This window comes from Streptococcus sp. 20925_1_44, assembly GCF_041432435.1.
GTDB lineage: Bacteria > Bacillota > Bacilli > Lactobacillales > Streptococcaceae > Streptococcus > Streptococcus infantis.
The window spans coordinates 1-4,901 of sequence record NZ_JAPVZQ010000009.1 but is presented as its reverse complement, the minus strand read 5'-3'; the positions used below and the strand labels follow the sequence as shown (position 1 = coordinate 4,901).

Annotated in this window: 1 tRNA gene and 3 rRNA genes; all 4 read right to left on the bottom strand. The window is 50.0% G+C overall.

The window, feature by feature from the left end:
* Positions 1 to 96 (bottom strand): 5S ribosomal RNA (rrf, locus tag O3643_RS08290); the annotation flags it as partial.
* Between the two features lie 77 nt (positions 97 to 173).
* A 23S ribosomal RNA gene (locus O3643_RS08285) occupies positions 174 to 3,076 on the bottom strand.
* Between the two features lie 126 nt (positions 3,077 to 3,202).
* Positions 3,203 to 3,275: transfer RNA gene (locus O3643_RS08280), tRNA-Ala, on the bottom strand.
* A 50-nt stretch (positions 3,276 to 3,325) separates the two neighbouring features.
* A 16S ribosomal RNA gene (locus O3643_RS08275) occupies positions 3,326 to 4,874 on the bottom strand.
* Positions 4,875 to 4,901: the final 27 nt, after the last annotated feature.

Here is a 4,901-nt window from a genome sequence, read left to right as displayed (position 1 = left end):
CACAGGGGGCAACCCCCAACTACTTCCGGCGTTCTAGGGCTTAACTTCTGTGTTCGGCATGGGTACAGGTGTATCTCCTAGGCTATCGTCACTTAACTCTGAGTAATACCTACTCAAAATTGAATATCTATCAAATATCAAGAAAACCTTAAGCTTTCGTATTCTCAGTTACTTTGGATAAGTCCTCGAGCTATTAGTATTAGTCCGCTACATGTGTCGCCACACTTCCACTTCTAACCTATCTACCTGATCATCTCTCAGGGCTCTTACTGATATAAAATCATGGGAAATCTCATCTTGAGGTGGGTTTCACACTTAGATGCTTTCAGCGTTTATCCCTTCCCTACATAGCTACCCAGCGATGCCTTTGGCAAGACAACTGGTACACCAGCGGTAAGTCCACTCTGGTCCTCTCGTACTAGGAGCAGATCCTCTCAAATTTCCTACGCCCGCGACGGATAGGGACCGAACTGTCTCACGACGTTCTGAACCCAGCTCGCGTGCCGCTTTAATGGGCGAACAGCCCAACCCTTGGGACCGACTACAGCCCCAGGATGCGACGAGCCGACATCGAGGTGCCAAACCTCCCCGTCGATGTGAACTCTTGGGGGAGATAAGCCTGTTATCCCCAGGGTAGCTTTTATCCGTTGAGCGATGGCCCTTCCATACGGAACCACCGGATCACTAAGCCCGACTTTCGTCCCTGCTCGAGTTGTAGCTCTCGCAGTCAAGCTCCCTTATACCTTTACACTCTGCGAATGATTTCCAACCATTCTGAGGGAACCTTTGGGCGCCTCCGTTACCTTTTAGGAGGCGACCGCCCCAGTCAAACTGCCCGTCAGACACTGTCTCCGATAGGGATCACCTATCCGGGTTAGAGTGGCCATAACACAAGGGTAGTATCCCAACATCGTCTCCTTCGAAACTGGCGTCCCGATCTCATAGACTCCTACCTATCCTGTACATGTGGTACAGACACTCAATATCAAACTGCAGTAAAGCTCCATGGGGTCTTTCCGTCCTGTCGCGGGTAACCTGCATCTTCACAGGTACTAAAATTTCACCGAGTCTCTCGTTGAGACAGTGCCCAAATCATTACGCCTTTCGTGCGGGTCGGAACTTACCCGACAAGGAATTTCGCTACCTTAGGACCGTTATAGTTACGGCCGCCGTTTACTGGGGCTTCAATTCATACCTTCGGATTACTCCTAAGCACTCCTCTTAACCTTCCAGCACCGGGCAGGCGTCACCCCCTATACATCATCTTACGATTTAGCAGAGAGCTGTGTTTTTGATAAACAGTTGCTTGGGCCTATTCACTGCGGCTGACTTAAAGTCAGCACCCCTTCTCCCGAAGTTACGGGGTCATTTTGCCGAGTTCCTTAACGAGAGTTCTCTCGCTCACCTGAGGCTACTCGCCTCGACTACCTGTGTCGGTTTGCGGTACGGGTAGAGTATGTTTAAACGCTAGAAGCTTTTCTTGGCAGTGTGACGTCACTAACTTCGCTACTAAACTTCGCTCCCCATCACAGCTCAATGTTATAGAATTAAGCATTTAACTCAATTCACACCTCACTGCTTAGACAGACACTTCCAATCGTCTGCTTTAGTTAGCCTACTGCGTCCCTCCATCACTACATACTCTAGTACAGGAATATCAACCTGTTGTCCATCGGATACACCTTTCGGTCTCTCCTTAGGTCCCGACTAACCCAGGGCGGACGAGCCTTCCCCTGGAAACCTTAGTCTTACGGTGGACAGGATTCTCACCTGTCTTTCGCTACTCATACCGGCATTCTCACTTCTATGCGTTCCAGCGCTCCTCACGGTACACCTTCTCCACACATAGAACGCTCTCCTACCATACCTATAAAGGTATCCACAGCTTCGGTAAATTGTTTTAGCCCCGGTACATTTTCGGCGCAGGGTCACTCGACTAGTGAGCTATTACGCACTCTTTGAATGAATAGCTGCTTCTAAGCTAACATCCTAGTTGTCTGTGCAACCCCACATCCTTTTCCACTTAACAATTATTTTGGGACCTTAGCTGGTGGTCTGGGCTGTTTCCCTTTCGACTACGGATCTTAGCACTCGCAGTCTGACTGCCGACCATAATTCATTGGCATTCGGAGTTTATCTGAGATTGGTAATCCGGGATGGACCCCTCACCCAAACAGTGCTCTACCTCCAAGAATCTTGATGTCGACGCTAGCCCTAAAGCTATTTCGGAGAGAACCAGCTATCTCCAAGTTCGTTTGGAATTTCTCCGCTACCCACAAGTCATCCAAGCACTTTTCAACGTGCCCTGGTTCGGTCCTCCAGTGCGTCTTACCGCACCTTCAACCTGCTCATGGGTAGGTCACATGGTTTCGGGTCTACGACATAATACTAAAGCGCCCTATTCAGACTCGGTTTCCCTACGGCTCCGTCTCTTCAACTTAACCTCGCATCATATCGTAACTCGCCGGTTCATTCTACAAAAGGCACGCTCTCACCCATTAACGGGCTCGAACTTGTTGTAGGCACACGGTTTCAGGTTCTATTTCACTCCCCTCCCGGGGTGCTTTTCACCTTTCCCTCACGGTACTGGTTCACTATCGGTCACTAGGGAGTATTTAGGGTTGGGAGATGGTCCTCCCAGATTCCGACGAGATTTCACGTGTCTCGCCGTACTCAGGATACTGCTAGGTACAAAGACTATTTTAAATACGAGGCTCTCACTCTCTTTGGCTGACCTTCCCATGTCATTCTTCTATAGTCTTTGAGTCCACATTGCAGTCCTACAACCCCGAAGAGTAAACTCTTCGGTTTGCCCTCCTGCCGTTTCGCTCGCCGCTACTAAGGCAATCGCTTTTGCTTTCTCTTCCTGCAGCTACTTAGATGTTTCAGTTCACTGCGTCTTCCTCCTCATATCCTTAACAGATATGGGTAACAGGTAGTACCTGTTGGGTTCCCCCATTCGGAAATCCCTGGATCATCGCTTACTTACAGCTACCCAAGGCATATCGTCGTTTGTCACGTCCTTCTTCGGCTCCTAGTGCCAAGGCATCCACCGTGCGCCCTTATTAACTTAACCTTATTTTTTTTGACCTTTCAGTCATAAACTCTTATTAATACTACAGCGTTTTCGGTTTATTTTCTTGTTACTATTTGATATAGATATTCAATTTTCAATGTGCATTACTTGGTGATCTCTCACCAATGGAGCCTAGCGGGATCGAACCGCTGACCTCCTGCGTGCAAAGCAGGCGCTCTCCCAGCTGAGCTAAGGCCCCACAAGACCTCTCAAGACTAAACAAGACCAATGTGCATTCCTTATCCTTAGAAAGGAGGTGATCCAGCCGCACCTTCCGATACGGCTACCTTGTTACGACTTCACCCCAATCATCTATCCCACCTTAGGCGGCTGGCTCCTAAAAGGTTACCTCACCGACTTCGGGTGTTACAAACTCTCGTGGTGTGACGGGCGGTGTGTACAAGGCCCGGGAACGTATTCACCGCGGCGTGCTGATCCGCGATTACTAGCGATTCCGACTTCATGTAGGCGAGTTGCAGCCTACAATCCGAACTGAGATTGGCTTTAAGAGATTAGCTTGCCGTCACCGGCTTGCGACTCGTTGTACCAACCATTGTAGCACGTGTGTAGCCCAGGTCATAAGGGGCATGATGATTTGACGTCATCCCCACCTTCCTCCGGTTTATTACCGGCAGTCTCGCTAGAGTGCCCAACTGAATGATGGCAACTAACAATAGGGGTTGCGCTCGTTGCGGGACTTAACCCAACATCTCACGACACGAGCTGACGACAACCATGCACCACCTGTCACCTCTGTCCCGAAGGAAAACTCTATCTCTAGAGCGGTCAGAGGGATGTCAAGACCTGGTAAGGTTCTTCGCGTTGCTTCGAATTAAACCACATGCTCCACCGCTTGTGCGGGCCCCCGTCAATTCCTTTGAGTTTCAACCTTGCGGTCGTACTCCCCAGGCGGAGTGCTTAATGCGTTAGCTACGGCACTAAACCCCGGAAAGGGTCTAACACCTAGCACTCATCGTTTACGGCGTGGACTACCAGGGTATCTAATCCTGTTTGCTCCCCACGCTTTCGAGCCTCAGCGTCAGTTACAAGCCAGAGAGCCGCTTTCGCCACCGGTGTTCCTCCATATATCTACGCATTTCACCGCTACACATGGAATTCCACTCTCCCCTCTTGCACTCAAGTTAAACAGTTTCCAAAGCGTACTATGGTTAAGCCACAGCCTTTAACTTCAGACTTATCTAACCGCCTGCGCTCGCTTTACGCCCAATAAATCCGGACAACGCTCGGGACCTACGTATTACCGCGGCTGCTGGCACGTAGTTAGCCGTCCCTTTCTGGTAAGATACCGTCACAGTGTGAACTTTCCACTCTCACACTCGTTCTTCTCTTACAACAGAGCTTTACGATCCGAAAACCTTCTTCACTCACGCGGCGTTGCTCGGTCAGACTTCCGTCCATTGCCGAAGATTCCCTACTGCTGCCTCCCGTAGGAGTCTGGGCCGTGTCTCAGTCCCAGTGTGGCCGATCACCCTCTCAGGTCGGCTATGTATCGTTGCCTTGGTGAGCCGTTACCTCACCAACTAGCTAATACAACGCAGGTCCATCTGGTAGTGGTGCATTTGCACCTTTCAAGCAGCTATCATGCGATATCTACTGTTATGCGGTATTAGCTATCGTTTCCAATAGTTATCCCCCGCTACCAGGCAGGTTACCTACGCGTTACTCACCCGTTCGCAACTCATCCGGAAAGAGCAAGCTCCTTCCTTCAGCGTTCTACTTGCATGTATTAGGCACGCCGCCAGCGTTCGTCCTGAGCCAGGATCAAACTCTCATTAAAAGTTTGAGTTCTCACTCATTTCTGTCA